Genomic DNA, 3639 nt, shown 5'->3' with positions numbered 1-3639 from the left:
TGTATCATTGGGCAGCAAAACATTAAAATTAAAGCCGCATTTATAAAGGGATAAAGCCCCGTCTTTAAACGGGACTTTAAATGAGCTTACTGCTTACTATTTATGTAGTTCACAGCGTCACCGACTGTTGCAATCTTTTCAGCATCTTCGTCAGAAATCTCCATATCAAACTCGTCTTCAAGTTCCATGACAAGCTCAACTACATCAAGGGAATCAGCGCCTAAATCCTCTTTAAAAGAAGCTTCAAGAGTGACGTCGGCTTCATCCACGCCGAGGCGGTCTACGATGATTTTTGTTACACGCTCTAATGCGTCTGCCATAGCTATTCACCTCCCCTCAAGTATTATAGTTGATTCGTTTTTAAAAAACCAGAGATAATTCAATTTTTGATTTCGTTTAAACCATAGCCATTCCGCCGTTGATGTTCAGCGTCTGGCCGGTCATGTAGCTCGCATGGTCAGATGCGAGGAAAACAACGGCGCTGCTGATGTCAGACGGATCGCCGAACCGTGCAAGCGGAATCTGCTTCAGCATTTCGTCTTGAATATCTTTTGTCAGCTTGTCCGTCATTTCCGTCGAAATAAACCCCGGAGCGATTGCATTAACGGTGATATTTCTTGACGCAAGCTCTTTCGCCAGCGTTTTCGTCAAGCCGATCACGCCTGATTTAGCCGCGACATAGTTGGCCTGTCCGGCGTTACCGACGACGCCTACAACCGAGGTGATGTTGATGATCCGGCCGCTTCTTTGTTTCATCATCTGTCTTGTTACGGCTTTTGAACAATTGAACACACCTTTTAAGTTTATGTTAATGACGTCGTCCCATTCATCTTCTTTCATTCTCATGAACAGATTATCTTTTGTAATACCCGCATTGTTGACAAGGATGTCAAGCGTACCGAAGCGGCCGACCGCTTCCTTCATCATCGCCTGAACCTCATCCGCATTGGAAACGTCTGCTTTAAAAGCAAACGCATCGCGGCCGAGCGCTTTGATTTCGTCTACAACTTCGTTCGCTTTCGCTTCATTGCCCGCGTAGTTGACGACGACATTTGCTCCGTTTTTCGCCAGGTCCAGGGCGATCGCGCGGCCGATCCCTCTTGAGGCTCCTGTAACAACGGCTGTTTTATTATCCAGCATTTTCGTTTTCCTCCTTCAACGTTTGAACGGCAAGTTCAATTGTGTTCGGGTCTGACACAGCAATCGTTTTGACTCTGCGGTTCACTTTCTTCACAAGCCCTGACAAAACCTTTCCGGGGCCGATTTCGATGAACGTCGTCACGCCTTCGTCAATCAGGCGGCTGATTGTTTCTTCAAATCGCACAGGAGAATACAGCTGTTCAATCAGTTTATTCTTAATGTCGTCTTTATCTGTTACAAAGTCGGCTGTTACGTTGGAGACGACCGGAATGGCTGCATCGCTGATCTTGCACGCATCAAGAACTTCACGAAGCTTATCAGCTGCCGGCTTCATCAGCTCGGAATGGAACGGCCCGCTGACTTCGAGAGGAATCGCGCGTTTTGCGCCCTTTTCTTTGGCAAGCTCTGAAGCGAGCTCGACGCCTTTAGCTGTTCCTGAGATGACGATCTGCCCGGGGCAGTTCAAATTGGCGAGCTGAACAAGGTTTCCTTCTTCGGAAACTTTGTCCGTCACTTCTTTCAGCGCCTGGCTGTCCATGCCGAGAATTGCCGCCATCGCGCCTTCACCTGCGGGCACGGCTTCATTCATGAATTCGCCGCGCTTTCTGACGGCATAAACCGCGTCTTTAAACGACAAGGCGCCGGCAGCTACCAATGCGCTGTACTCGCCGAGGCTGTGCCCTGCCGCATAGTCGGCTTTAATGCCGTATTCCTTCAGTTTTTGAAGCGCTGCGGTACTCGCCGTTAAAAGGCTTGGCTGCGCGTTGTATGTAAGTGTCAGTTCTTTTGCATCCCCTTCAAACATGAGGGTGCTCAGTTTTGTTTCAAGCGTTTGATCCGCTTCTTCAAAAATCTTCTTTGCATTCGGTTCTTTTTCATACAATTCGTGTCCCATGCCGATATGCTGCGAACCTTGGCCCGGGAATAGAAAAGCAATCTTGCCCATATGTTAAAACCTCCAGACTATTCATCTGCTTTTTGTTGAATTTTTTCTTCGATAAATGCCGCGACATTTTGGCTGACCATCTCTCTGGCCTGGCGGATCGCGTGATAAACGGCCCGTCCGTCAGATGATCCGTGCGCTTTGATGACGGGCGCCTTTAAGCCGAACAATCCGGCTCCGCCGTATTCAGAGTAATCCATCTTCGTTTTCATTTCTTTCAGCTTCGGCTTCAGCGCAGAGGCGGCGAGCTTCGCCGTGAAGCTCGAAGTCAGCGTCGTTCTCAGCATTTTAAAAATGGACAGCGCCGCGCCCTCGACCGTTTTCAAGGCAACGTTACCGGTAAAGCCGTCTGTCACGATGACATCAGCGACTCCGTCCAGCATGTCGCGCGCTTCCACATTGCCGATGAAATTCAAATCGGTTTCCTTTAATTTTTGAAAGGTCTGCTTGGCAAGCTCATTTCCTTTTTTGTCTTCGGTTCCGACGTTTAAAAGTCCGATGCGCGGATTTTTGACGCCCAGCACCTGTTCTCCGTAAACAGATCCCATAATGGCATATTGAACGAGATGTTCGGGCTTGGCGTCCACATTCGCTCCGACATCAAGAAGGAGAAAGCCGTCTCCGGAGACAGTCGGCAATGTCGGCGCCAACGCAGGCCTTTCAATCCCTTCAATCCGGCCGACGATAAAGAGCCCGGCCGTCATAAGCGCTCCGGTGTTTCCGGCGGAAATGCAGGCATCCGCCCTGCCTTCGGCGACTTCTCCGGCCATCAGAACCATCGATGAATTCTTCTTTCTTCTGACGGCTCTGACAGGTTCGTCTGTCGCCTCGATGACTTCTTCCGCGTGCTTGACAGTGATCCGCCCGTGCTCCGTTAAATGGGCGGCAATTTTTTCCCGGTCGCCGATCAGCGTAATCTCGAGGTCTTCAAAATCTTCGACCGCTTTCATCACGCCTTCAATAACCGCTTTGGGAGCATTGTCTCCTCCCATGGCATCTACAGCAATTTTCATGACTTACGCGCCACCTTCTATGATTGTTTTGAACGATACATGACAAATTCGCCTGAAAACACAGGCTCTTCGGCAACATAGCTGTTCACTTCAACAACCGTTCTGCCTTTATCTTTATCAAGCTTTACGACTTTCGCTTTTGCAACGACCCGTTCGCCTTGCTTGACCTGCCTGGTAAAGCGGATGTCCGCTTTGGCCGTCAATGCGAGCTCATCGTCGATGAGGGCAACGGCGAGCGAGTTGGCCTGGGCAAACAAATGGTGTCCCCTGGCGATTTGATTTCGGCTGAAAACGTGCTCCGTTCTGATCTCCAGAATGGAAATCGCGTGCTCATCCAGCTCCAAATCAATGATCTCGCCAATGACCTCGTCGAGCGGGAGAGACTTGACTTCATCTTCAAGAGATTTCTCGGCAACACTTTTGATTCTTTCTCTCAGTTCAGGTATGGAAAGTTCCAAACGGTCCAAGCGAATCGTCTGAATGCTGACGTTAAATTTCTCCGCTAACTCCTCGTCCGTAATAAACGGGGTCGTACGAATCGTC

5 protein-coding genes are annotated in these 3639 nt (G+C 49.5%); all 5 read right to left on the bottom strand.

The features are described from left to right. Positions 1-86 precede the first annotated feature (86 nt). Positions 87-320, bottom strand: a complete 234-nt coding sequence (gene acpP / locus C1T29_RS10090; protein WP_003181706.1) for an acyl carrier protein — start codon at positions 318-320, stop codon at positions 87-89. A 76-nt stretch (positions 321-396) separates the two neighbouring features. Further along, complete coding sequence (fabG, locus tag C1T29_RS10085; RefSeq protein ID WP_103749013.1) at positions 397-1140, bottom strand: 3-oxoacyl-[acyl-carrier-protein] reductase; 744 nt, start codon at positions 1138-1140, stop codon at positions 397-399. Beyond that, positions 1130-2086: an ACP S-malonyltransferase gene (fabD, locus tag C1T29_RS10080; protein ID WP_103749014.1), complete on the bottom strand. Its 957-nt coding sequence runs from the start codon at positions 2084-2086 to the stop codon at positions 1130-1132. The genes fabG and fabD overlap by 11 nt, the downstream gene beginning before the upstream one ends. 17 nt (positions 2087-2103) lie before the next feature. Further along, positions 2104-3096, bottom strand: a complete 993-nt coding sequence (gene plsX, locus C1T29_RS10075; RefSeq protein ID WP_003181700.1) for a phosphate acyltransferase PlsX — start codon at positions 3094-3096, stop codon at positions 2104-2106. A 17-nt stretch (positions 3097-3113) separates the two neighbouring features. Beyond that, positions 3114-3639 (bottom strand): transcription factor FapR (fapR, locus tag C1T29_RS10070; RefSeq protein ID WP_208945676.1); only part of this gene is annotated, 526 nt, incomplete at its 5' end.

Source organism: Bacillus sp. MBGLi79, from assembly GCF_002953915.1.
This window is presented reverse-complemented; position numbering and strand designations above follow the sequence as displayed.

Excerpts from the sequence above, each read along its gene's own strand:
- acpP (WP_003181706.1), bottom strand. The coding sequence starts at position 320 with ATGGCAGACGCATTAGAGCGTGTAACAAAAATCATCGTAGACCGCCTC.
- fabG (WP_103749013.1), bottom strand. The coding sequence starts at position 1,140 with ATGCTGGATAATAAAACAGCCGTTGTTACAGGAGCCTCAAGAGGGATC.
- fabD (WP_103749014.1), bottom strand. The coding sequence starts at position 2,086 with ATGGGCAAGATTGCTTTTCTATTCCCGGGCCAAGGTTCGCAGCATATC.
- plsX (WP_003181700.1), bottom strand. The coding sequence starts at position 3,096 with ATGAAAATTGCTGTAGATGCCATGGGAGGAGACAATGCTCCCAAAGCG.